The organism is Amycolatopsis sp. NPDC098790, from assembly GCF_044759945.1.
Lineage (GTDB): Bacteria > Actinomycetota > Actinomycetes > Mycobacteriales > Pseudonocardiaceae > Amycolatopsis.
The window spans coordinates 1,831,800-1,853,444 of the sequence record NZ_JBIWAI010000001.1 but is presented as its reverse complement, the minus strand read 5'-3'; the positions used below and the strand labels follow the sequence as shown (position 1 = coordinate 1,853,444).

The following is a 21,645-nucleotide window of genomic DNA, read 5'->3' as shown; positions in this document are numbered from 1 at the left end:
ACCGGGAAACAGCGCAGGCCGATTCGGTAGCGGCCGTTTCCCCTTGACCGGCAACGGGAAACTCCTGTCCGCGTCGCGACTCCCCGGGTGATGCTGGTTCCGCCGGAATCGTTTCGGCGAAACCAGGAATCCGATGCGGAAAGGGGAAAGCGATGCACACGCACATCGTCATCGTGCTGGGCCAGCTGGTCTCCCTGCTGGGCTGACCAGGAACCGGCCGGCGGGCCCGGGCCGCCGGTCACACCTTCCCCCCGTTCGCCTAGTACAGGATGATTGACCGATGCCGGACTTTGGAGCGGAATTGAAACGTCGACGTACGTCGGTCGGCATGTCACTGACCGGACTCGCGGCGGCCGTGCATTTCACCAAGGGCTACCTGAGCAAGGTGGAGAACGGCAAGACCCGGGTGAACCGGGAACTGGCCAAGGCGTGCGACCTCGCGCTCGGCGCCGACGGGGAGCTGCTCGCCCTCGTCACGGAACCGGGCTCGCCCGCGCGGCGCAGCGCCGGCGGCATCGCCGGGCTGCCGGACGCCGGCCGCTGGTTCGTCGGCCGGGAAGCGGAACTCGACGCGCTGTCCGCGCTGCTGCTCGACCCGGACGACGCCCGCGTCGGCGTGGTGCACGGCATGGCGGGCGCGGGCAAGACGGCGCTGGCCGTCGCCGCGGCCCGGCGCGTCGAACGGTCCTTCCCGGACGGCTGCCTGTTCTTCGACCTGCGCGGGCACACGCCCGGCGCGGCCGAGCTGTCCGCCGGTGAGGCTTTGGGCCGGCTGCTGCGGCTGCTGGACGTCTCGGCCGACCAGCTGCCCGCCGACGAGGACGGCCTCGCCAACCTGGTCCGCGACCAGCTGCGCGGCCGCCGGATGATCCTCGTGCTGGACAACGTGCGGTCCGCCGAGCAGATCCGCGCGATCGTCCCGGGCGAGACGTCGTCCCGGATCCTCGTGACGAGCCGGGGCCGGCTCCCCGCGCTCGACGACGCCTGGCACTTCCCGGTGGACGTGCTGCCGCTCGCCGACGCCGTGCGGTTGCTGCGCTCGGTCGCCGGTTCGCACGCACCGGACGACGAGAGCGTGGCGACCGAGATCGTCCGCCACTGCGGGCAGCTCCCGCTTGCCGTGCGGATCGTCGCGGCCCGGTTCGTCGCGGGTGGCTGGACACCGGCCCGGCTGCGCGACCGGCTCGCGGACGAAACGACCCGCCTCGGCACGCTGGACGACGGCGAGCGCAGCGTCGCGACGGCGTTCGCGGTGTCCTACGAGTCCCTGCCCGGCGACCAGCGGCGGCTGTTCGGCCTGCTGGCGCTGCACCCCGCGACCGCGGCGGAGGTCGCGGCGGTCGAGGCGCTGGCGGGCCTCGGCCCCGGCGAAGCGGACCGGCTGGTCGACCGGCTGCACGACGCCCACCTGGTCGTCCGCGACGAGCGCGGGTACGTCGAGCTCCACGACCTGATGCGGATGTTCGCTTCGACGCACGCACTGCCCGGCGTCGAGCCGGAGGACCGTTCGTCGGCCATGGGCCGGCTCGTCGACCACGCGCTCGCGACAACGCTGGCGGCCGACGAGCTGGCGGAGCCGTACCGGTTCCGCCCGCCCACCGGCCTCCCACCGGTGAGCGTCCCGTTCACCGACGCGGACGGCGCGCTCGCGTGGCTGGCTGCGCAGTGGCCGATGCTCGTCGAGATGGTCGATTCCGCGTTCCGGCACGGGCTTCACGACCGTTGCTGGCAGCTGGCGTTCGTGCTCCGCGCGTACTTTTTCCGGGAAAAGCTGTTCGAGCCGTGGATCCGCACGCACGAGCGAGCCCTCGAAGCGACGCACGCGACCGGCAACGCGAGCGCGACCGGCATGATCTTGAACAACCTGGGCATGGCCCACGTGGAGTCGGGCCGCGTCGACGAGGCAATCGGTTTCCACGAGCGGGCACAGGAGTGTTTCGCGCGGGCCCGCGACGACCGCGGCGCGATAGACGCGCTGTCCAGCCTGGCGTGGGCGCGCTTGTACCGGGGTGAAGCGGAAGCGACGTTGACGGATCTGACGACGGTGTTGGCGGTTTATCGCCGGACCGGCCGGACGCGCAACGTGGTGATCGCGCTCCGCGGCATCGCGCTCGCTTCGACGGTGTTGGGGCGCTTTCCGGAGGCGTTGTCGAGTGCGCAAGAGGCGGTTCAGTTGGCTCAGTTGCCGGTGGATCGGGCGATGTCGGTCAATTGCGAGGCATGGGTACGGTTCCGCGCCGGGCAGTGGGCGGAGGCGGAGGGGTGTTACCGCCGCGCGGCCGAGCTGGCGGACGACGCGGCCAACGAGTACGAGAAAGCCCGCGCGCTGACGGGGCTGGGCAACACGGCGGCGGGTAGAGGTGACCGCGAGGCAGCGGCCCGCTGGTGGACGGAGGCGGCCGGGTACCGGGTGACGTTGGAACCGAGGGTGCTCGGCGAGGCGGAGTACCGAGATCGCGCGGCGGTCAGCTGAGGTTGCGCTGGGCCACCGGCCGGTCGGCTCACCGGCGGATCGGCAATTTCGCCGGCGGATCGGCGGTTTCGCCGATCTGCCAGCCCGCCAGCCCGCCAGCCCGCCAGCCCGCCAGCCCGCCAGCCCGCCAGCCCGCCAGCCCTGAGGATTGGACAACACCTGTCCGCCGCCGAGCCAGGGCCCGCGGGTCACCGCGGGCCCTGGCTCATGCCGCCCCCACACCGTTTCCCCCCGCACAAACCGTTTCCGGCAACGGAAACGCCTTGTCCCCCACCTCCGCGGAAGCGCACCATCAATACAGTTCCGAATTCCGCGCCCACCCCGCGGAATCGCCGAAATCCCCGTTGGTCCGGGAAATCCCGAGGAGCGAGTCATGATGGTCGTCTGTTCGTTTTCCGCCCTGCTCCGCGCCGCGCTTTTCCTCGTCGCGGTCGCGCTCGTCGCCGGTGTGTCGCTCGCCGGGCCCAGTGCCCCCTCCGGCACGCCCGGTCAGGGGCCCGCCGTGACCACCTCCGAACCCGTCGAGCACTGACCTCACGTGGCGGACAAGTGCTCCACCAGTTTGGCCAGCTGGTCGGCGTACCGTTCCACGAACTCCGGCGAGTCCGGCGCGGTCCGCGTCAACCCCTCGGCCACGTGCGGCAGCGTCACCGGGGCCATCGCCGCCGCCATCAGCAGGACCGTCAGGCACTCCGGGTCGACCCACTCGGGCAGCCGGCCGTCGGCCTTCATCGACGCGATCCGCTCCACCGTCCCGGCCAGGCGCTGCGTCCTCGGCGCGTGGTCGGGATCCGACTCGGCACCGTCGTACTCCAGGCCCGACCACGCCACCAGCCGCATCCCGTCGCGGCTCGACAGCGCGTGCCGCCGCACCTGTTCCGCCAACGGCGTGTCCGGCGCGACCAGTTCCCGTTGCTGCTCGGTCCACTGCTCCGACAGCGCCCGGTACAAGCCCTCTTTGCCGTCGAAGTAGTACGAAATCAGCTGCTGGTTCACCCCCGCACGTCCCGCGATCGACGCGATCCGCGCGCCCGCGTAGCCCTTCGCCGCGAACTCCGCGCCCGCCGCCTCCAGGATCAGCCGGCGGGTGCGTTCCGGATCCCGTTGCCGCTCCTGGGGTTTCGGCGAACGGCGGGGCTTCGAGGCGGTCACGCCGCGACTATACGTCAACCAGCCGGTTGACTCTGCGGAACAGAAGGGTGACGAGCCGGCAGTGCCGCCGTCAGCGCGAGCGCCAGCACCAGCACACCCGCGCTGACCGCGAGGGCGCCGGCCGTCGCGGCCGCGTACCCGCCGTCGAGGCGGGTGAAGAACACCGTGCCGAAGACCGCGATCCCGGTCGCCGTGCCCAGCTGGATGGTGGTGTTCACGACGCCGGACGCCGCGCCCGCCTGGTCCGGCCGGATCGCCGCCATCGCCGACGCGAACAGCGCGTTCAGCACCGCGCCCATGCCCAGCCCGACGCCGATCACCGGCGCCAGCAGCACCCAGCCGCTCAGCGCCGCGCCCTGTGACAGCACCAAAACGGCGACCGCGACCAGGCTCGCCAGCAGCACCGCGACGGCGCCGGCGGCGAACGACCGCCCGAGCGACGGCGCGAGCCGCATGCCCAGGACGTTGCCCGCGACGATGCCGAGCGTCGACGGCGCGAACGTCACCGCCGCTTCCCACGGCGTGAACCCGAGGCCCAGCTGCAGGTGCAGCGTCAGGACGAAGAACACGCCGACCCCGGTGTTGACGCAGAACAGCACCGCCTGACCGCTCGCCAGCCGCCGCACCAGGTCCGGCGGCACCAGCGGTTCGCCGCCGTGGCGAGCCTGAACCCGTTGATACAGCACGAAAACGCCGAACAGCGGGACGGCCGCCACCAGCAGCACGACCGACCACGCCGGCCAGCCCAGTTCGCGCCCCTGCACCAGCGGGTAGAACACCGCGAACAACCCGGCGGTGAGCAGCGCGAGGCCGCCGAGGTCCAAGCGGTGCCGGAGGAACCCGGGCCGGCTCGGCATCGTGACGACCGCGCCGGCCAGCGCGAGCACGCCGATGGGCACGTTCACCAGGAAGATCGCGCGCCAGCCGGTGCCGAAGAGGTCGGCCTGGGTCAGCGCGCCGCCGAGCAGCGGGCCGGCGAGCCCGCCGACCGGGAACGCGCCCGCGTACCAGGCCATCGCCTTCGGGCGCTCGCGCTCGTCGAACTCCGCGTGGACGAACGAAAGCACCTGCGGCACCATCAGCCCGGACCCGACGCCCTGCACGACACGCGCGGCGATGAGCACGCCGACGTGCCCGGCGAGGCCGGCGGCCAGCGACGCCGCGGTGAACACGAGCATGCCGGCCACGAACAGCTTCTTCGTGCCGTGGCGGTCGCCCAGGCGGCCGCCGGTGATCAGCGTCAGCGCGAACCCGAGCGCGTAGCCGGCCGAAATCCACTGCAGCGCGGCTTCTCCGGTGCCGAGCTCCCGCTGGACGGTCGGCAGCGCGACCGCCACGATCTGGTTGTCGATCATGTCCACCAGGACGGCCAGTACCGCGACCGCCAGTGCCCACCACCTGAGCGCGTGCTTCCCCACGACGTCCCCCTTGCTCCACGAGCGAACTCGACGCAGCAAGCATCAACCAGTCGACATACTCTGTCAACCAGTTGTTTGATTCAGTTCGTCAGTGGGGTGATTATCAGCCTTTAAGCACCTCCCGCAGCTTCTGGGCGAACGCCTCGGGCTGGCCGGCGTAGCCGAACTCGCCGCCGAGGAAACCGCCGTGGTGGCTGGGAAAGACCGTCGCCTCCTGGCCGAGGCGCTCGGCGGTGGCGAGGGCCGCGCGCCCGGTCATGACGTCGATGGACTCCTCACCGACGGCGATCACGACTCGCGTCGGCGCGGCGTGCAGCGCATCGACGTCGAGCTGGTAGGCGCTGACGGCCAGGGAGCGATCGCTCATCAGCGGATCGTCGCGGCGGCCGTCGTCTTCGGTGGGCATGCCGAACTGGGCCGGGTCCGGCGCGGGCTGAGCGAAGTAGTCGCCGGTGAACTCGCCCTTCCACGAGGTCATGGCCATGAAGGCCGCCATGCCGGCCCCGAAGCCACGCGCCTGGTAGGCATCCCGGAAGGCCTTCCCGGCCCGTTCGGCCGCGTCGGCGTCGGGCAGCACCCCGACGATCGGCGGCTCGTGCGCGACGAGCGTGCGGACGTCTTCGGGGTGGGCGGTGACGAGCGCGAGCGCGGCGACGGCGCCCCCGCTGCTCCCGAACACCTCGACCGGGCCGGCACCGAGCGCCTGGACGACGGCGTGGATGTCACCCGCTTGAGTGGCGGGATCGTGGTCTTCCCGGCCGTCCTTGCGGACGCTGCGCCCGAGCCCGCGCGGGTCGTAGGTGACGACGGTGCGTTCGGGGAAGAAGGACGCCAGCGTGCCGAACCCGGTGGCGTCCATGGGTTGCCCGACCATGAGCAGAGGTGGTCGTGGACTCTCGGCGGGCGCGGGACCGTGGACGTCGTAGACGATGTCGGCCTCGGGTGTTTCCAGTGTGTGCGTGGTCATGGTGCCTCCCCAATCCGGACGTTGGGGGCAGCGTAAACCGGGGCACCGACAGTTTCGGGCGGTCGTGCGTCAACGCGTCAACTGACCAGTCCGGTCCGGTACGCGTACACCACCGCCTGCACCCGATCCCGCAGGTCCAGCTTGGTCAGGATCCGCGACACGTACGTCTTCACGGTCTCCTGGCTGATCACCAGCGCACCAGCGATCTCGCTGTTGGACAACCCATCGGCGATCAACCGCAACACTTCCAGTTCCCGGGGCGCCAAAGCGACTTCAGCGGACGACGCCGGCCGGATCCGCGCCGCGTACTTGCCCACCAACCGCCGCGTCACCTCGGGATCCAGCAGTGCCGCTCCGGTCGCCACCGTGCGGATTCCGTGCAGCAGCTGCGCCGGCGGGGCGTCCTTCAACAGGAACCCGCTCGCCCCCGCGCGCAACGCCTCGTACACGTACTCGTCGAGGTTGAACGTCGTCACCACCAGCACCTTCACCGGCTGCTCGACGCCCGCGCCGGCCAGCAGGCGCGTCGCCTCGATGCCGTCCAGGACCGGCATGCGGACGTCCATCACCACGACGTCCGGGTGCAGCGAACCCGCGAGGTCGACCGCCGTGCGGCCGTCGCCGCATTCGCCGATCACCTCGAGGTCGGGCTGGGCGTCGATGATCGTCGCGAAGCCCGTGCGGATCAACGCCTGGTCGTCGCAGACCAGCACCTTGATCACGGCGCCCGCCCGGCAGGAATCCTTGCCCTCACCAGAAATCCGCCTTCACGACGCTCCGCAGTGAACTCTCCGCCGAGCACGTCGACGCGCTCGCGCAGCCCCGCCAGACCCCGCCCGCTCCCGCGCAACACCACCGGGCCCGCGGGGGCGCCCCCGTTTTCCACGCTACCGGACGGCACCGACAGTTTCGGCGCTCCGGAGGTCACCTCCACGACGACCTCGTGAGCGCCGTGCTCCACGCGGACGTCGGTGCGGCTGCCGTGCGCGTGCTTGAGCGCGTTCGTCAACGCCTCCTGGACGACCCGGTACGCCACCGCCTCCGCGCTCCCCGCCGTCGCGGGCGAACCGACCTCGGTGAACTCGACCGGCTGCCCCGCGCGCCGCGTCTGCTCGACGAGCGTCGCCAACGAGCCGGACGTCCGCGGCTCGGTGCCGTAGTCGGGGTTGAGCAGGTCGAGCAGGTGCCGCAGGTCCGTGATGGCCAGCCGCCCGGTGTCGGTGATCGCCGTCAGCGCCTGGTCGAGCCGCTCGGGCGCCGCGGTCAGGTAGCGCGCCGCCTCCGTCTGCACGACCATCGCCGTCACGTGGTGGGTCACGACGTCGTGGAGCTCGCGCGCGATGCGGGTGCGTTCGGCGGTGCGGGTCGTCTCGGCGACGTGAAGGCGGTGCTCCGCCTCGGCCGCCCGCGACTGCCGCAGCCACGCGCCGATGCCCCACGCGAGGGCGAGCGCGAAGTAGAACGTCACGAACCCGGTCCAGCCCTCGGACGAACCGCGCGAAGCGAGCGCGACGGCGAGAACCGCGTACGCCGCCGAAGCGACGGCCACGGTCGGCCACCGGTACCGCTCCAGGTAGGCGGCCGCGCTCAGCAGCGCGATCGGCAGCGCGGAGCCGGAAACCGTGTGGTAGCCCCAAAGCTGGTCGACGGCGAAGCCGGCCGAGACGAGCGCGAGGCAGCCGGCCGGCAACCGTCGGCGCAGGGCCAGCGGCAGGCACTCGACGGCGACCACCACGAGCGCGAAGGCGTCCATCGGCCGCGTCGGCAGGTTGCCGACCTGGGTCCCGTAGCCGCCGAGGGCCGGGATCAGCGCCAGGCCGGCGAGCAGCAGGCCGAACGCGAGATCCCGGACCGTGACGTCGAGCCGCCGCCAGAGGTCGATCACGCGACGACAGTAGCGGTCTCGGCGGTGCGCCCGCGGAGCGGAACGATGTGGCCGCGTCGCCGGGCGAGCACCATGAAGACTGCCGTCGTGACGACACCGGCGACCACCGAGTAGACGCTCGCCTCGGGCCCGAACTCCCCGCCGGTGAGCGCGGCCGGACCGGACATGACGGCGTGCAGCAGCCCTTCGGGGGCGTCGGTGCCCGAGACGCCGGCGCCGAAGATCCCGCCCTCGGCGAAGTTCCACGCGAAGTGCAGCCCGATCGGCAGCCAGAGCGTCCGGGTGGCGGCGTAGGCGGCGGCGAGCATGCCCCCGGCCTCGACGGCGATCGCGACGGCGCCCCAGAGCGTGGCGTGGGCGTTGAAGAGGTGCGAGAGCCCGAAGAGCAAGCCGGTGAGCGTCAGGGCGAGCCAGGTGCCGATCCACCGTTCGACGAACCGGAAGAGGATGCCGCGGAAGATGAGCTCTTCGGTGACGGCGGCGGCCGCGCTGAACCCGAACAACGCGAGCGCCCCGCCGACGGAACCCCAGCCGAGCAGGTCGTACCCGCCGACCAGGGCGATGTTCCCGATGACGCAGGCGAAGAGCCCGAACCCGATGACCAGCCCGCGCCCGAGAGCCGCGTTGTTCTTGGTGAGTTCGCCCGGAACGCGGTGTTCGGTCTTGCGAACGATCCACCGGTAGGCGACGACGGCGAGGGCCGCGCTGGCGAGCCCGAGAACGAGGGTGAGCGGGGTGTTCCACTGCACCGCGCTGACGGCGAGGCTGCCGGCGAGGGCCACGACCGCGACGGTCACGAGCTGCAAGAACAGTCGCACGACGACTCCTTAGCGAGAACCCCCGGCGGGAGTGCTGGGGACGTGGAGAACGCTAGGGATTTCGGCGGCTGGGAACGTCACCGTGGAGTGGACAGTTCCGGGTAGCTCGCACGGGGGACAAGCCCGGCTGCGCGCCCGTGAAAACGTTCAGGGCCGGAAGCGCGTGCGCTTCCGGCCCTGAAGGAGGGAAAACTACTTACCCAGCAGCTTGGTCACCTTCTCCAGCGCTGCCGGGCCGTGCTGGGTCACCGGGGCCGTTACCGCTCCCGTGCTGTAGCGGCCGCCCTGGTTCAGCGGGGTGCTTCCGGCCAGCTTGGTCACCCCGGCGAGCGACGTCAGGTCCGTCGGGAGGATGCCGCTCGGCAGCAGCGAGCCCAGCAGGGGAAGGCCCGTGTCCGCGCGCCGGCTCTCGGACGTGCTCACGCCGGTCACCCGAGTGCCCTCGGCCGGGTTGAGGGGGTTCGTCGTGATGGTTCCGTGCAGCGGCAGGCCGCCGTCGATCGGCGTGACCGTCGTGCGGTCCGGGGCGGTGTCCGCCGCCGCCGTCAGCGGCAGCGCGATCGGCAGGGACGGCACCTCGGTCGCCGTCAGCTCGCTGCCCAGCGGCGCGTTGAGGTCGTGTTCGGGCAGCTCACCGGTGACGTCGGCGCTCGGCGTCACTTCGTGCTGGAGCAGGTGGACGGGCACCGTGTGCAGCAGCGGGATGGACGCCGGCGCGTCGGTCGCCGGGGCGGGACGCTGCTGGGAGGCCGCGGGCACCGTGTCGCCGCTGACGGCCGCCGAGGCGGCGCCCGCGCCCACCATCAGCAGGCCGCCGCTGACCAGTGCCACCTGCAGGGTTCGCTTCGTCTGGATGCGCATGACAAATACTCCTTGAGGAAAAAGAAAGGGGGGAATGGAACGGCGAAAGTGCGAAGCAGACGTCAGTCCGGCGTGACGCCGGGCTGGATTTCCGCCGATGCCACGGGCCGGCGCAGCACGCCGTACCCGCGGTGCGACGGCTGCGGGCGCACCGCTGCCGATTCCTGGATCGCCTCACCGCAATTGCGGTCGTGACCGGCCGTGAAACCGGCGACGGCCGGACCGACGCACGACAGCAGCCACGACTGGCCGCCGTCACCGTGCTCGGACCGGCTGTGCGGCTGATCCACGACCCCCGCGCGAACCGGGACCACCGAGGAGAAGGCGGTGGAACGTTCACGCGGGCCACTGTTCACCGTCGCGCGCGCCGAGCCGGACGCCTCCGCGACATCGGGACCGGCGGCCGGCTTTTCGACGTGGTCGCGCGGGCCGGCGGCCGGTGCACCCGGCGTCGCAACGGCAGTCCGCCCGACCGAGACGACGGTGGCAGGCACCGAGGCCACCACATCGGTCGCGAACCGGGCCGTGTGCGCGGCTGCTCCAGACAGCTCGCGCACCCGGGCGACCGCGGGGGCCGCGGCGTCACGCGCCTGCCGCACCACGGGAATCGAATCCAGCACGGGCGGCTGTACGACAGCGATCGGCCCGTCCGTGACCGAGGTGACGGTGCTGGCCGACGCCGTGGCCGTCAGCCACGCGATCGCGCAGGCCGCGGCGGCGCCGCCGAGCACGACGAGCGCGCGCCCGAGAATGCGACCGGCGTTCACCGTGTCGCCTCCCCGCGTGCCACTCATCACGATCGCGATCCCGCCTGTTCACCGACTCGATCAATCGCGCACACCATAACCACAAGCCATTCAGCACTTCCGCGTTACCCCCTGATAAGCACGGCGCCGACCAGGGCAAACTCACCCGATTCAGCTACAACACCGCTGAATTTCGGCGACGTTTTACGACACGATCGAGGGTCCCGCGCATGAATCGCCACCGCGGGGTGCATCCTTGCCGCGACGACGCTTTCCCCCACGTCGTCAATCCGTGTTTCATTCTCACCCGAGGAGATCTCCATGATCAAGAAGATCGGCCTGATCACCGCCGCCCTCGCCGCCGGCGCGTTCCTGACCGGCGGGATCGCCTCCGCAGACACCCCCGGCTACCAGGGCGACGAGTTCGGCGAGGCCGGCTTGGTCAACCTCCACAACACCGACGTCCTGCACAACCTGAACGTGGCGCCGGGCGTCTGCGGCAACAACGTCAACGTCCTCGGCGTGCAGGTGCCGATCCAGGACTCGCTCAACGGCATCGGCGTGCCGATCCTGTCGCCGGGCGAGCACGAGGCCAGCGGCGAGAACCCGGACAACTGCGCCTCGGGCGCCGTCACCGACGGCGGCACCAGCCAGGGCGACTGACCCCGCCACGGCCTGGTGCTCCAGTGGGTGTCACCCGAGACGGTGCCGTGGGCGTCGGATCCGTTCCACCGCACCGTTTCGGGGCACTCCCCGTCCGCACGAGCAAACCGGCTCTAGGACAGGAGTATCGCCATGCGACGCATCACCGCCACGATCGGTGCCTTGGCTTTGACGACCGGAGTCCTCCTCGGAGCGACCGGGACGGCGTCGGCGCAGGCCGAACCCACGCCGGGGGTGCGCTGCGTGGGCAGCTCCCTCGCGATGTGGGCCACGAACGCCCTCTGCGTGGTCGACCGCACGTACCCGCTCATCCTCGTCCCGGCCGGCTGACGGTCAGGTGCCGATTTCGGGCAGCGAAAAGCGCGCCACGCCGGTGATCGCGGCGAGCAGTTCTTCGACGCCGGCGAGCGTGAACTCCGCGATTTCGTAGCGCGTAGTGGAATACGCGTTGAGGAACGACGGGATTTCCTCGACCCGCCGGCCCGGCAGCACGACGGGCAGGATCCGCCGGGTGGCCCGGGGCAGATCCTTGGTGAGGTTGTCGCGGATCATCGCGGCCTCGAACTGCGCACCGCGCCCCAGGTGCGGCTCCTCGGTCCCCTCCGCACGCCGCTTGTAGTCGGGCGAAGCGATCACGAGCACGAAATCCGCTTCGGCGAGCTGCTCGATCGCCCAGAGCGACCAGTCCCGGCGGCCGTCGTCGGCCCACTGGTCGAGCCGGACGTCGAGTCCCGCACGGGTGCGCAAGAACGTCGCGAAGTCACGGACGAGCTCGCGGTGCCGTTCGTCGTCGTGGGAATAGGTGACGAAGACCCGGGGCGGTTTCCCAGCGCCCGGCGTACTGCGTTGCTCTCTCGCCGGATCGGTCCGCGACACGACGAGCGGGGCAGCCACCTCGGCCTCTCGCCGGACGTCGCCCCCGCGCACGGAACCCTTGACCGTGCCCCCGAAGATCACCGGCCCGGTGTTCGTCCCGGTGTTGGTGAAGGAGTTCTGCTCGGGCATGGGACTCCTCAGCTCCGGGGCGCGATTGTGCCGCCGGAAACATCGCCTTCGACCACACCGCCGAAGACCATCGGACCGGTGTTGCTGCCGTGGATGGTCACGTTGTTCGTCGTGACGGCGGCGACCCGGCGCTCGAACGACGCGGGTGAGTACCCGGAATCGCTGAGCACCTTGCTGATCGCCGGCACGAGACGGCTTTCCAGCAGCTTCGTGTACCGCTCGGCGTCGACGACCTGGAAGTAGTCGCGGGCGGCGTCGGCGGCGCCGAGCTCCCGCAACGTGCGCGCCGAGCCGTAGCGGTCGGCGTTGAGCGTGTACCCGTCGTGCGGCAGCGGCCGGATCACCTTGAGCGCGTTCCAGACGCGGCCCGGGCCGGTCACCGGGAGCTTCAGCCACCGCAGGAAGCCTTGCCAGACCGGCCGCCACCAGTCCGCGGTCATCGTGTCCCCGGCGCGGAACTCCTGCCGGATCGGCGCGAGCACGCACGGCGTCCACTCGATGTACAGCGTGCTCTCCTCGACGGCCGCGTGCAGGAACGCCGAGAGGACGAGCTCCCGGTTCCACGTCTCGACCTGGAAGCAGAGGTAGTACCGCGCCCACTCGCGCGGGCGGTGGTAGATCCGCCCCGCCTCCTCCGCCGGCAGGTAGTGCGCGGGCGGCCGGGAAACGCCGGCCAGGTAGGGCGTCGTGACCGGTTCGTGCACGCGGTCGATCAGGCCTTCGGCCGGGCTGAACACCATGCCTTCGACCCGCAGGTCCCGCAGCCGTTCGTCCGGCGAGAGAGCCGCGTGCCGCTGCAGTTCCTCGACCGCCTTCCCGACTTCTTCGTAGAACCGCGCGGTGGTGAGCGGCTGCTCGGCCGGCGAGCCGAGCGGTTCCAGTGGCAGTGCCAGCGACCACGGCGTCACGCTGGTCCCGGCGCCGACGAACGGGTTCCGCCCCCGGTAGACGATCAGCGGGACCCGGGCGTCGGGCGACTCGGCGACGCGGCCGGCGCGGTGCCGGTCGAGGGCCAGCCGGAGCCGAGGCGGGCTGCAGAGGAGCGAGAGGCGATCGGGGGACGGCCGTTTCACCGCGCCCGGCACCCGGGCCCGGCGGCCGAAGTACCGCCTGACCGTCCGCCAGACGACGACCCGGTCCGCGATCAGGATGATCAGCATGAGCAGTGCGGAGGAGCCGGAAACCACCGCCGCGTCCAGCCCGAACCAGCTGGGCAGCAGATCCGAGGTGTCGAACGGACTGCTTTCGGAACCGACGCGCGTGGATCGGCTCGACGAACTCTCCAGCGATGAGAGCAGCCCGGCGATCAACGGGAGCAGCGTCGCCACCGTGAGCAGGGAGAATACGGCCAGGAACTTCCCGAAAACGAACAACCCCGAGCCGGGACGACCCCATCGGGCCGATTTCCAGATCGGTTTGATCGACAGCAACGCGGCCCAGGTCAACCACGCGGCGAGCCCGGAACTCCCCAAGCTCGTCGTCACGAAGGCGATCGTCAACAACGCCAAAGCGCCGTCGCGGAATTTGCGCCGGGTCCGCGCCGCGACGACTTCGGTGAGCACCGTGGCGGTGTCCAGACCGGGCGTCAACGGCACCTGGCGGGTGTCTTCGACCAGCAGTTCGCGAACGGCCTCGTCGCAATAACGGCGGTCCAGGTGCGCTGCCGCGGCGAGGTAACGGGTGTTGTCGTCGAGCGGTGGCAGTTCGGCTTCGGCGTGCTCGGCGGCGAAGCGGGTCCAATCGGTCGAGGGCTCGTGGATGGTCACGGGCGGCTCCGGTCGACCATCGTGCCCAGCAGCTCCGGCATCGGCTGCCAGGCTGAATCCAGGGCGGAAACGTACACGAAGTACTCCACTCCTCCGGTGCGCCAATAGACCGCGCGCACGTGCCGCGTTCCCTCCTTGAGCGACTCCCAGGTGAACTCCCAGTCGACGGCTTCGCTGCCACGCACGTCGATCGGGTCCATCCGGACGCGGCGCAGGCCGGTGAGCCGGGTGGCCGTGTCCTTCTCGGCGGCGACGTGCGTGCCCACGAGTTCACCGCGTGCTTCGGTCGCGCCGTAACGGACGTAGTGCGAGTCGTCGGCCGGATCGGTCGCCTGGAAGGAACCCGGGTTCTTCGGTTCGCTGGGCCAGCCCCGCGGGACGACGGTGCTGAACCCATCGGGCGCGGTGACGGTTTCGTAGCCTTCGTCGACCCGCGCCGGCGTGTTCGGGTAAATGCCGGTCGCCGGTGCCGAAGATTCGTAACCGGGCGGAACCGGATCGATTGCCGAAACCGACTGGACGGTTTGTCCTTCGGTTCCGTGCACCAGCAGCAGTACCGTTCCGACCGCCGCACAAACAAGGAGGTTCGCCGCGCCGACAACGGCAGCGAACCGGGTGTTGCTCGCGGACATTCCCGAGATCCTCCCCAAAACCGTGATCTGGCCGCGTCGCCGCGGGCGCAGACCGTAGCATGGTGTGCCCGGCCCGTTGTGGACGCATTGGAGAATCCTTCCGTGAACAGTTCCCTGAAAGATCTTTTCGCCGACTTGGAACGTCTCGAACACGCGATTGCCGCGGATCCCGGCCACGAAGAAACCCGCGATCGGCTCGCGCGGGCGCTGGCGGAATCGACCGTGCGGGTGCGGAGCCTGACCCGCGATCGCCGCCCGGTCACGACCACGCGGGGCCAGCGGGAGTTCTGCGCGGCCGCGGCCGACCGGATCATCGAGCTCGGCGCGGGCGGCAACGCCGTCCAGGCGGCGGCCCGATCGCTCAAGAAGGAGATCGAGGCGGGCGAGGCGTGGACGTGGCGCGCGCCGATCTCCGCGATCGCGTTCGCCACGGCAGCCGCGGCGATCGGCTTGCTCTGGGTGATCAGCGGCGGCTTGGACGGCGACGTCGGCGCGGTGGTGACGGCCGGCGTCCTGAGCAGCGCCGCACTCGTCGTCGTGACGCTGCGGCACCGCACGCGGCGCTGGCAGATCGAAGCCGACCGGATCGCGGCACTCGTCTGCCGCAACGGCTTGTAGCGGAGCCGCCAAGGGGGCTCGAACCCCTGACCTTCTGTTTACAAGACAGATGCTCTACCAGCTGAGCTATAGCGGCCTGGCACCCGAGGCGCCGGACCCAGTGTATCGGCCCTGCCCCGACTCCCTGTCAAGAGGCAAGATCACCAGCTCCAGGCCACTATGGAGCGACGTGGTCAACGCCACTGCAACGACCGGCACACCCGCGTCGATGCACCAGAGGACGACAGGACGAGGAGGTGGATCTTGAAGATCGACAGCAACGGGCACACGACGAACAGATGGCCCCTCCTCGAACCCCCCGAACAGAAACCGAGGAGCCACCGCCCGAACCTCCTCAAGCGCCGCCCCTGGCACGTTCTCGAGGCGCCGACCGGTGAGTTCCCCGCCGTCGACGCCGAGGAGGCCATGGGGCCTCAGCTGCCGGACGAGGCCACCGTCAACTTCGTGCTCGACCTCTCGCTTCGCATCGGTGAGGTCCAGATGGCCAGCGGGGCCGGCGCGTCCGACGTCACCGCCACCATCATCGCCATCGCCGGGGCGCTCGGGCTGCCGCACTGCGAGGTGGACGTCATCTTCACCTCGATCACCGTCACCTGCCACCGCGGCAGCGACCTCACGCCCGTCACCGCGCTGCGCGTCGTGCGGAGCCGGAGCCTCGACTACACCCGGCTCACCGAGACCGAGAAGCTCATCCGGCAGATCGTGCGCGGGAACGTCGGTGCCGAGCAGGCGCAGCAGGAGCTCGAGCGGATCACGCAGGCCTCGCACCCCTACCCGCGCTGGACCGCGACGCTCGCCTGGGGCGGGGTCGCCGCCTTCATCACCCTGCTGCTCGGCGGGGGCCTCGACATCGCGCTCGTCGCCTTCGTCATCTCCGGCGTCATCGACCGGATCGGGCGGTTCGTCAACCGGTACGGCCTGCCGTTCTTCTTCCAGCAGGTCATCGGGGGCCTGGTCGCGACGCTCTCGGCCATGGCCATCGTCAGCTTCAACGTCCTGACCACCGACAAACCGACGCTGGTGGTCGCCGCCGCGGTCACCGTGCTGCTGTCCGGCCTCTCCACCGTCTCCGCCGTTCAGGACGCCATCACCGGCTACAACGTCACCGCCGCCGGACGCACCATGGAGACCGCGCTGATGTCCGCCGGCCTGATCGCCGGAGTCGTGCTCGCCCTGCGGATCGCCGTCATGCTCGGCCTCCCCCGGACGCCGCTGCCGGACGTGCCGACGTCGACCGCGCTGCAGCTGCCGATGGTCGTGCTCGGCGGGGCCGGCGCCGCCGCCTGCTTCGCGCTCGCCAGCTACTCCAAGATGCGCGCGATGCTCGTCGCCGCGGCCGCCGGGGGGATCGGCGCCGCCGTCTACGGGTCGCTCATGCTCGCCCGATTGGACGGTGTCAGCTCCTCCGCCATCGCCGCGACGCTCGTCGGGTTCTGCGGTGGCGTGCTCGCGCGGCGACTCGGCGTTACTCCACTGGTAGTAGCCGTGTCCGGGATCACTCCGCTGCTTCCCGGCCTCTCCACCTACCGTGGTCTGTATCAGATCGGGGTCGAGCCCAGTGGCAACATCTCGACGCTCATGACCGCCGTCGCAATCGGGCTTGCGCTGGCAGCGGGCGTGGTACTCGGGGAATGGCTCGCCCAGCCGGTGCGGACCGGTCTGGGCAGGCTCGAGCGGCGGTTCGCCGGACCGCGCATGGCTGGTCCGCTCGAACCGACCGAACGAAGCTTGGAGTAACCCCGCAGTCACCGGCTGTTCATCGCTCACGCGATAGGGTTTCACTCTGGGGCCGCGACCCAGGACGCGAGGAGCAGCAGCTGTGAGTGACAAGGAGAACGGGAACCAGGCCGATTTCGTCGTAGTGGCGAACCGGCTACCGGTGGACCTCGAACGCACGACGGACGGCGAACGCCGCTGGACGGCCAGCCCCGGCGGGCTCGTCTCCGCGCTGGAGCCGTTCCTGCGGTCGCGCAAGGGTGCCTGGGTGGGCTGGCCGGGCATCCCGGACGTCGACGTCGAGGAGTTCGACGACGACGGCCTCGTGCTGCACCCCGTCTCGCTCAGCGCCGACGAGGTCCGCGACTACTACGAGGGCTTCTCCAACGCCACGCTCTGGCCGCTCTACCACGACGTCGTCGAGCGCCCGGTGTTCGACCGGGCGTGGTGGAACAGCTACGTCAAGGTGAACCGGCGGTTCGCGAAGGCCAGCGCCGAGGTCGCCGCCCCGGGCGCGACCGTCTGGATCCAGGACTACCAGCTGCAGCTGGTGCCGGCGATGCTGCGCGAGCTCAGACCCGACCTGCGCATCGGCTTCTTCCTGCACATCCCGTTCCCGCCGGTCGAGCTGTTCATGCAGATGCCGTGGCGCGCCGCGCTCATCCGCGGCCTCACCGGCGCCGACCTGGTCGGCTTCCACCGCCCGGGCGGCGCGCAGAACTTCCTCTGGCTGTGCCGCCAGCTGATCGGCCTCGAGTCGACGCGCGGCGCGGTCGGCGTCCGGTCGCGGCCGGGCACCATGCAGGTCGGCGACCGGACCGTCCGGGTCGGCGCCTTCCCCATCTCCATCGACGCCGCCGGCCTCGACACCCTCGCCCGCACGAAGGGCGTCCAGGAGCGGGCCGCGCAGCTGCGGCGCGACCTCGGCAACCCGAAGATCGTGATGCTCGGCGTCGACCGGCTCGACTACACCAAGGGCATCGACCTGCGGCTGCAGGCGCTGCACGAGCTGCTGCACGAGGGCAGGCTGCAGCCGGACGACGTCACGTTCGTCCAGCTCGCCACCCCCAGCCGCGAGCGCGTCGAGCACTACCAGCGGATGCGCGGTGAGATCGAGCAGATGGTCGGCCGGATCAACGGCGAGTTCTCCCGCGTCGGGCACCCGGTCGTCCACTACCTGCACCAATCGGTCGACCGCACCGAGCTGGCCGCCTTCTTCACCGCCGCGGACGTCATGGTCGTGACGCCGCTGCGTGACGGCATGAACCTCGTCTGCAAGGAGTACGTCGCCGCCCGGCACGACCTCGGCGGCGCGCTGGTGCTGTCGGAGTTCGCCGGCGCGGCGGCCGAGCTCTCTAGCGCATTCCTCGTCAACCCCCACGACCTGGACGGGGTGAAGGACGCTTTAGTAGCTGCCATTACGCTCGACCCGGCCGAGGGCCGTCGCCGGATGCGCGCCATGCGTCGCCAGGTCCTCACCCATGACGTCGATCGATGGGCGCGCTCGTTCCTACAGGCTCTGGGTGCGGAGGCGGTCGACTGACATAGTCCCCCGACCCATGCACGAGCTCCTGAGGAGGAGTGTTGACTGCCGAGGCCCTGCCCGCCGAGCTGCGGCGCGCGATCGTCCAGATCGCCCGTACTCCGCGTCTGCTGGTCGCCTGCGACTACGACGGCACGCTGGCACCCATCACGCTCAACCCGGACGAGGCACGCCCGCTGCCCGAGTCCGTCGGGGCCCTCAGATCGCTCGCCGGTCTGCACGAGACCACCACGGCGGTCATCTCCGGCCGCGCGCTGCGTGACCTGGCGACGCTGTCGCGGCTGCCCTCCGAGGTGAACCTCGTCGGCAGCCACGGCTCGGAATTCGACATCGGCTTCATCCACGCCCTCGACGAGAAGGCGCGCGACCTGCACCGGCGGCTGGAGGCCGAGCTCGAACAGCTCGTGCTGGACGTCCCGGGCGTGTCGCTGGAGGTCAAGCCGGCCAGCATCGCGGTGCACGTGCGCCGCGCCGAGCACGAGGCCGGGCGCCGCGTGCTCGCGGCCGTCCACTCCGGACCGTCCACATGGGAGGGTGTGTCGACCACCGACGGCAAGGAGGTGGTCGAGCTCGCCGTCGTCCAGACGGACAAGGGCCGCGCGCTCGACATCCTGCGCCACCAGGTCGGCGCCACCGCGGCGATCTTCCTCGGCGACGACGTCACCGACGAGAAGGCCTTCGCCCGCCTGTCCGGCCCGGACCTGGGCATCAAGGTCGGCGACGGCGAGACGCTCGCCGGCTACCGCGTCCCGGACACCGTGGACGTCGCCCTGGTGCTCGCGTTCATGCTGGAAGAGCGGCGCAACTGGCTCTACGGCGAGTCGGCGCCGCCGATCGAGCGGCTGTCGATGCTGGCCAACGAGCGTTCGGTCGCGCTGCTGACGCCGGACGCCAAGCTGACCTGGCTCTGCCACCCCGGCCCGGACGCGCCCGCCGTGTTCGCCGACCTGCTCGGCGGCGAAGGTGCCGGCCACTTCTCGATCAAGCCGCACCGCAACGGCCTGCCACTCGGCCAGCGCTACCTGCCGAACACGATGACGGTCGAGACGCGCTGGTCGCGCCTGCTCGTCACCGACTACCTCGAGCCGGAGAGCCCGCAGCACCGGACGGACCTCGTCCGCGTGATCTCGGGTGAGGCGGTGGCGAGCGTCAAGTTCGCGCCGCGTCCGGAGTTCGGCGGCGTGCCGGTGAAGCTGGAGATCGTCGAAGGCGGTCTGCGGGTGCTCGGCACGTCCGAGCCGTTCGTGCTGTATTCGCCGGGCGTCGAGTGGACGCTGACCTCCGACGGCCTGCACGACACCGCGACTGCGCTGGTCCAGCCGACGCCGACCCGGCCGGTCGTGCTGGAGCTGCGCTGCGGCACCACGGACCTCGGCCCGCACGAACTGTCCGAAGTGGAGCGACGCGACCGCGCCGGCCGCTACTGGAGCGAGTGGACGTCGAAGCTGCAGCTCCCGACGGTCCAGACCGACCTGGTCCTGCGCTCGGCGCTGACCCTGCGCGGCCTGGTCAACACCGACACCGGTGGCGTGCTGGCGGCGGCGACGTCGTCGCTGCCGGAGGAGATCGGCGGCGTCCGCAACTGGGACTACCGCTACTGCTGGATCCGCGACGCCGCGATGACCGTGCGGGAGCTCGTGCACCTGGGCTCGATCGAGGAGGCCGAGGGCTACCTGCGGTGGCTGCACGGCGTGCTCGCGACGCTGGCCGGCCCGGAGCGGCTGCACCCGCTGTACACCTTGGCGGGCAGCGTGATCGGCGCCGAAGCGGTCATCGAGTCGCTGCCCGGTTATGCCGGTTCCCGCCCGGTTCGCGTCGGCAACCTGGCGAACCACCAGGTGCAGCTGGACGTCTTCGGCCCGGTCGTCGAGCTGGTCGGCACGCTGGCCGCGGCGCGCAGCGACCTGCGTGACGAGGACTGGCAGATGGTCCGCGCGATGGCGGAAGCCGTGACGCGGCGCTGGAACGAGCCCGACCACGGCATCTGGGAGGAGCGGCACGTGCCGCGCCACCGGGTCTACTCGCGGGTGATGTGCTGGGTGACCATCGACCGCGCGATCAAGCTCGGCGAGCAGTACGGCCGCGAGATCCCGGGCAACTGGCAGGGATTGCGCGAGGAAATCAAGCACGATGTCCTCACGCACGGCTGGAACGACGAGGTCCAGGCCTTCACCACGGCCTACGACGGCACGGACCTCGACGCGGCCTCGCTGTTCGTCGGGCTCACCGGCCTGATCGACCCGGCCGACGAGCGCTTCCAGCAGACGGTCACCGCGATCGAGGCGGAGCTGCGCAGTGGGTCCACTGTGTACCGTTACCGCCGCGACGACGGCCTTCCCGGTGGTGAGGGCGGGTTCCACATCTGCGCGGCGTGGCTGATCGAGGCGTACCTGCTCACCGGGCGGCGCACCGAGGCGCAGGAGCTGTTCGACCAGATCGTCGCGGCCGCCGGCCCGACGGGCCTGCTGCCCGAGCAGTACGACCCCATCGCCGAGCGGTCCCTCGGCAACCACCCGCAGGCCTATTCGCACATCGGGCTGATCCGGTGCGCCAACTTGCTGGCGGCCAGTTAGCCCTTTCGGTCTGAAAGTCCGTGGATGTCACATCGGGGGACCTGGTGTCCCTTACTGTGGCATCCACGGACTTCGGAGGTGAGGGCCGGTGCAAGGAACCTTCGGACAGGTCGAGTTCGTGCCCCTCCCGCCTCGCTTCGCCGAACGGGTGCGCGCGGGCTCGGTGGTCGTCGGGTGCTCGATGATCGCCGCGATGGTGGCGCTGGTCGGCCTCACGACGTTCCTGGAGAGCCTCGCCCACGGGCACCCCTTCCCGGATTCGCTGGTCGGGAAGGGCGCGGTGGTGCTGCCGCCGCTGGGCGTGCTGGCGATCGCGGTGCTGGTGCTGACGTCGAGGCGGTGCCTGCGCGGCGACTACCTGGTGGTCGCGACGGCGACGGCGGCGCGCACGGCGTTGCTGTTCGCGTACGTGCTGACGCTCGTGCTGATTCTCGGGCTGTTCACGATCCCGATCCTGTTCCGGCTGCGGCCGGACGTGCTGACGACACTGGCGACGTTCGTCTTCGCCACGTTGGGGTATGTGGCGGGGATGTTCTTCGTGCGGCCGTCGATGCAGACGCTGCGGAAGTTCAGCGATCACCCGATTTGGTGAGGAAGGCCGACCAGGCGGCGGCGCTGAGGTGGAGTTCGCCATGGGGCGCCTTGGAATCCCGCACGGCGACGGGCGCGCCGAACGCAACCTCAACACAGTTGCTGCCCTCACCGTCGCCGCTATAGCTGCTCTTGAACCACCGTGCGTCCACAGTGGACATAATCAGCCTCCCGCGCAGAGCCGCTCGATCAGCGCGACCGAATCCTCCTCGTCGAGA

At 70.8% G+C, this 21,645-nt stretch carries 21 protein-coding genes and 1 tRNA gene; 9 read left to right on the top strand and 13 right to left on the bottom strand.

All coding sequences use genetic code 11. The annotated features are described in order from the left end of the window. Window positions 1-280 precede the first annotated feature (280 nt). Together ACIQWX_RS09320 and ACIQWX_RS09315 are read left to right on the top strand one after the other, a co-directional pair. Window positions 281-2,473 carry a tetratricopeptide repeat protein gene (locus tag ACIQWX_RS09320; protein ID WP_400867571.1) on the top strand — a complete coding sequence of 731 codons (2,193 nt, stop codon included), beginning with the start codon at window positions 281-283 and terminating at the stop codon, window positions 2,471-2,473. Between the two features lie 373 nt (window positions 2,474-2,846). Further along, a complete protein-coding gene (locus tag ACIQWX_RS09315; RefSeq protein WP_400867569.1) occupies window positions 2,847-3,005 on the top strand; it encodes a hypothetical protein in 159 nt (52 codons plus the stop codon). Between the two features lie 2 nt (window positions 3,006-3,007). Here ACIQWX_RS09315 and ACIQWX_RS09310 read toward each other — a convergent pair whose 3' ends face one another. The 8 genes from ACIQWX_RS09310 to ACIQWX_RS09275 form a co-directional block, all read right to left on the bottom strand. Then, a complete protein-coding gene (locus tag ACIQWX_RS09310; protein ID WP_400867567.1) occupies window positions 3,008-3,625 on the bottom strand; it encodes a TetR/AcrR family transcriptional regulator in 618 nt (205 codons plus the stop codon). A gap of 14 nt (window positions 3,626-3,639) precedes the next feature. Further along, window positions 3,640-5,043: an MFS transporter gene (locus ACIQWX_RS09305; protein ID WP_400867565.1), complete on the bottom strand. Its 1,404-nt coding sequence runs from the start codon at window positions 5,041-5,043 to the stop codon at window positions 3,640-3,642. A 103-nt stretch (window positions 5,044-5,146) separates the two neighbouring features. Continuing rightward, entirely contained in the window at window positions 5,147-6,010 is an 864-nt protein-coding gene (locus ACIQWX_RS09300; protein ID WP_400867563.1) for an alpha/beta fold hydrolase, read from the bottom strand. A 77-nt stretch (window positions 6,011-6,087) separates the two neighbouring features. Beyond that, on the bottom strand, window positions 6,088-6,732 hold the full coding sequence (locus tag ACIQWX_RS09295; protein WP_400867561.1) for a response regulator: 645 nt from the start codon (window positions 6,730-6,732) through the stop codon (window positions 6,088-6,090). After that, window positions 6,729-7,895: a sensor histidine kinase gene (locus ACIQWX_RS09290; protein WP_400867559.1), complete on the bottom strand. Its 1,167-nt coding sequence runs from the start codon at window positions 7,893-7,895 to the stop codon at window positions 6,729-6,731. The genes ACIQWX_RS09295 and ACIQWX_RS09290 overlap by 4 nt, the downstream gene beginning before the upstream one ends. After that, on the bottom strand, window positions 7,892-8,713 hold the full coding sequence (locus ACIQWX_RS09285) for a lysostaphin resistance A-like protein (RefSeq protein WP_400867557.1): 822 nt from the start codon (window positions 8,711-8,713) through the stop codon (window positions 7,892-7,894). The genes ACIQWX_RS09290 and ACIQWX_RS09285 overlap by 4 nt, the downstream gene beginning before the upstream one ends. A 192-nt stretch (window positions 8,714-8,905) precedes the next feature. Beyond that, window positions 8,906-9,574, bottom strand: coding sequence for a hypothetical protein (locus ACIQWX_RS09280; RefSeq protein WP_400867555.1), 669 nt, complete (start codon window positions 9,572-9,574; stop codon window positions 8,906-8,908). A gap of 62 nt (window positions 9,575-9,636) precedes the next feature. Next, window positions 9,637-10,341: a hypothetical protein gene (locus tag ACIQWX_RS09275; RefSeq protein ID WP_400867553.1), complete on the bottom strand. Its 705-nt coding sequence runs from the start codon at window positions 10,339-10,341 to the stop codon at window positions 9,637-9,639. 300 nt (window positions 10,342-10,641) lie between these two features. Between ACIQWX_RS09275 and ACIQWX_RS09270 the strand changes: the two genes are divergently transcribed. Both ACIQWX_RS09270 and ACIQWX_RS09265 read left to right on the top strand, forming a co-directional pair. Further along, on the top strand, window positions 10,642-10,983 hold the full coding sequence (locus tag ACIQWX_RS09270; protein ID WP_400867551.1) for a hypothetical protein: 342 nt from the start codon (window positions 10,642-10,644) through the stop codon (window positions 10,981-10,983). A 132-nt stretch (window positions 10,984-11,115) separates the two neighbouring features. Further along, a complete protein-coding gene (locus ACIQWX_RS09265; RefSeq protein ID WP_400867549.1) occupies window positions 11,116-11,313 on the top strand; it encodes a hypothetical protein in 198 nt (65 codons plus the stop codon). Between the two features lie 3 nt (window positions 11,314-11,316). On the opposite strand, the gene ACIQWX_RS09260 is transcribed toward ACIQWX_RS09265, so the two are convergent. From ACIQWX_RS09260 to ACIQWX_RS09250, 3 genes are read right to left on the bottom strand one after another with little or no spacing between them, the layout of a single operon-like run. Beyond that, window positions 11,317-11,988, bottom strand: a complete 672-nt coding sequence (locus ACIQWX_RS09260; RefSeq protein ID WP_400867547.1) for an SEFIR domain-containing protein — start codon at window positions 11,986-11,988, stop codon at window positions 11,317-11,319. An 8-nt stretch (window positions 11,989-11,996) separates the two neighbouring features. Continuing rightward, complete coding sequence (locus tag ACIQWX_RS09255) at window positions 11,997-13,754, bottom strand: hypothetical protein (RefSeq protein WP_400867545.1); 1,758 nt, start codon at window positions 13,752-13,754, stop codon at window positions 11,997-11,999. Next, window positions 13,751-14,563, bottom strand: coding sequence for a hypothetical protein (locus ACIQWX_RS09250; RefSeq protein WP_400867543.1), 813 nt, complete (start codon window positions 14,561-14,563; stop codon window positions 13,751-13,753). The genes ACIQWX_RS09255 and ACIQWX_RS09250 overlap by 4 nt, the downstream gene beginning before the upstream one ends. Before the next feature lie 45 nt (window positions 14,564-14,608). On the opposite strand from ACIQWX_RS09250, the gene ACIQWX_RS09245 reads away from it, so the two are divergent. After that, window positions 14,609-15,004 (top strand): hypothetical protein, encoded by a 396-nt coding sequence (locus ACIQWX_RS09245; RefSeq protein ID WP_400867541.1) that lies wholly within the window; start codon window positions 14,609-14,611, stop codon window positions 15,002-15,004. 3 nt (window positions 15,005-15,007) lie between these two features. Here ACIQWX_RS09245 and ACIQWX_RS09240 read toward each other — a convergent pair. Next, a tRNA-Thr gene (locus ACIQWX_RS09240) sits at window positions 15,008-15,080 on the bottom strand. 167 nt (window positions 15,081-15,247) lie between these two features. Here ACIQWX_RS09240 and ACIQWX_RS09235 point away from each other — a divergent pair. The 4 genes from ACIQWX_RS09235 to ACIQWX_RS09220 all read left to right on the top strand — a co-directional run bounded on the left by ACIQWX_RS09235 (window position 15,248) and on the right by ACIQWX_RS09220 (window position 21,428). Next, on the top strand, window positions 15,248-16,741 hold the full coding sequence (locus ACIQWX_RS09235; RefSeq protein ID WP_400867539.1) for a threonine/serine exporter ThrE family protein: 1,494 nt from the start codon (window positions 15,248-15,250) through the stop codon (window positions 16,739-16,741). 82 nt (window positions 16,742-16,823) lie between these two features. Beyond that, a complete protein-coding gene (locus ACIQWX_RS09230; RefSeq protein WP_400867537.1) occupies window positions 16,824-18,263 on the top strand; it encodes a trehalose-6-phosphate synthase in 1,440 nt (479 codons plus the stop codon). A gap of 38 nt (window positions 18,264-18,301) precedes the next feature. After that, window positions 18,302-20,836 (top strand): trehalose-phosphatase, encoded by a 2,535-nt coding sequence (gene otsB, locus ACIQWX_RS09225; protein ID WP_400867535.1) that lies wholly within the window; start codon window positions 18,302-18,304, stop codon window positions 20,834-20,836. Window positions 20,837-20,924: 88 nt separating this feature from the next. After that, on the top strand, window positions 20,925-21,428 hold the full coding sequence (locus ACIQWX_RS09220) for a hypothetical protein (RefSeq protein ID WP_400867533.1): 504 nt from the start codon (window positions 20,925-20,927) through the stop codon (window positions 21,426-21,428). On the opposite strand, the gene ACIQWX_RS09215 is transcribed toward ACIQWX_RS09220, so the two are convergent. After that, window positions 21,406-21,588 carry a DUF397 domain-containing protein gene (locus ACIQWX_RS09215; RefSeq protein WP_400867531.1) on the bottom strand — a complete coding sequence of 61 codons (183 nt, stop codon included), beginning with the start codon at window positions 21,586-21,588 and terminating at the stop codon, window positions 21,406-21,408. The two genes, ACIQWX_RS09220 and ACIQWX_RS09215, sit on opposite strands and share 23 nt — an antisense overlap. Window positions 21,589-21,645 lie beyond the last annotated feature (57 nt).

Coding starts and splice junctions, on each gene's coding strand:
- ACIQWX_RS09320 (WP_400867571.1), top strand. CDS start 281: ATGCCGGACTTTGGAGCGGAATTGAAACGTCGACGTACGTCGGTCGGC.
- ACIQWX_RS09315 (WP_400867569.1), top strand. CDS start 2,847: ATGATGGTCGTCTGTTCGTTTTCCGCCCTGCTCCGCGCCGCGCTTTTC.
- ACIQWX_RS09300 (WP_400867563.1), bottom strand. CDS start 6,010: ATGACCACGCACACACTGGAAACACCCGAGGCCGACATCGTCTACGAC.
- ACIQWX_RS09280 (WP_400867555.1), bottom strand. CDS start 9,574: ATGCGCATCCAGACGAAGCGAACCCTGCAGGTGGCACTGGTCAGCGGC.
- ACIQWX_RS09270 (WP_400867551.1), top strand. CDS start 10,642: ATGATCAAGAAGATCGGCCTGATCACCGCCGCCCTCGCCGCCGGCGCG.
- ACIQWX_RS09265 (WP_400867549.1), top strand. CDS start 11,116: ATGCGACGCATCACCGCCACGATCGGTGCCTTGGCTTTGACGACCGGA.
- ACIQWX_RS09260 (WP_400867547.1), bottom strand. CDS start 11,988: ATGCCCGAGCAGAACTCCTTCACCAACACCGGGACGAACACCGGGCCG.
- ACIQWX_RS09215 (WP_400867531.1), bottom strand. CDS start 21,588: ATGTCCACTGTGGACGCACGGTGGTTCAAGAGCAGCTATAGCGGCGAC.